The following is a 1,590-nucleotide window of genomic DNA, read 5'->3' as shown; positions in this document are numbered from 1 at the left end:
ACGATCGGCCGCTTCTGTTGGGCTCGTTGAAGTCGAACATCGGGCATACGCAGGCGGCGGCCGGGGTGGCCGGGGTGATCAAGTTGGTGATGGCGATGCGGCACGGGGTGGTGCCGGCGACGCTGCACGTGGACGAGCCGACGCCTGCGGTGGACTGGTCCTCGGGTTCGATCGAGTTGGTGACCGAGCCGCGGCCGTGGCCGGCGACCGGGCGGCCGAGGCGGGCGGCGGTGTCCTCGTTCGGGGTCAGCGGTACCAACGCACACCTGGTCGTGGAGCAGGCCCCGGAGACCGAGCCGGTGTCGGTGGCGGCGGCGGTACCGACCGAGTTGCCGGTGGTGCCGGTGGTGGTGTCGGGGCGGTCGGTGGAGGCGTTGCGGGTTCAGGCGGGGCGGTTGGCGTCGTTGGTGGACGGTGGTGGTGTGTCGCCGGTGGATGTGGGGTTGTCGGCGGCGGTGTCGCGGTCGGTGTTCGAGCATCGTGGTGTGGTGGTGGCCGCCGATCGGGTCGAACTGGTCGCGGGGTTGCGGGCGTTGGCCGCCGGGGATGCCGCTGCCTCGGCGGGTGTGGTGTCGGGGGTGGCGGGTGGGGGGCGTACGGCGTTCCTGTTCACCGGTCAGGGTGCGCAGCGGGTGGGGATGGGTCGGGAGCTGTACGAGGTGTTCCCGGTGTTCGCCTCTGCGTTCGACGAGGTGTGTGCCCGGTTCGACGAGTATTTGTCGCGGTCGTTGCGGGATGTGGTGTTCGGTGGGGTGGGGTTGGACGGGACGGGGTTCACCCAGCCGGCGTTGTTCGCGGTCGAGGTGGCGATGTTCCGGCTGCTCGAGTCGTGGGGGGTGCGGCCGGATTTCGTGACGGGGCATTCGATCGGCGAGTTGGCGGCGGCGCATGTGGCCGGGGTGTTCGCGTTGGACGACGCCTGTCGGGTGGTCGCGGCGCGGGGCGCGTTGATGCAGGCGTTGCCGGCGGGTGGGGCGATGGTCGCGGTCAAGGCGAGCGAGGCCGAGGTCCTGGAGGTGTTGCGGGGACACGAGGCGGGGGTGGGGATCGCGGCGGTCAACGGGCCGTCGTCGGTGGTGGTCTCCGGGGTCGAGGACGTGGTCCTCGCGCTCGCGGACGAGTTGCGCGGGCGGGGGCACAGGACCAGCCGGCTCACGGTCAGTCACGCGTTCCATTCCCCGTTGATGGATCCCGTGCTGGAGGAGTTCGCGGCGGTCGTGGGCGGTGTGGTGTTCGGTGCACCCGAGATCGCGATGGCCGCGGGTGTCGAGGAGGTGTGTTCGGTCCGGTATTGGGTGGACCACGTCCGGGAGCCGGTGCGGTTCGCGGATCACCTGGCCCGGTTGCGCGCGTCGGGGGTGACCCGGTTCGTGGAGATCGGGCCGGACGGGGTGTTGACCGCGATGGGCCCGGAGAGTGTGGAGGGCGCGTCGTTCGTGGCGTTGCAGCGCCGTGACCGGCCCCAGGTCCGCACCGCCGTGACCGCGCTGGCCCACCTGCACACCGACGGCCACACCGTCGACTGGTCCCGGCTGTTCACCGGCACCGCCGCCACCCTGACCGACCTGCCCACCTACCCCTTCCAACACC

The 1,590-nt window shown here is 71.4% G+C and carries 1 protein-coding gene; it reads left to right on the top strand.

The genetic code is table 11. The features are described 5' to 3' along the window. Nucleotides 1-1,590, top strand: a 1,590-nt coding sequence (locus ACFZBU_RS47945) for an acyltransferase domain-containing protein (protein ID WP_391590151.1), incomplete at both ends; no start/stop codon positions are given.

Origin of the sequence: Embleya sp. NPDC008237 (assembly GCF_042956465.1) — a bacterium.
Lineage (GTDB): Bacteria > Actinomycetota > Actinomycetes > Streptomycetales > Streptomycetaceae > Embleya.
This window is presented reverse-complemented; position numbering and strand designations above follow the sequence as displayed.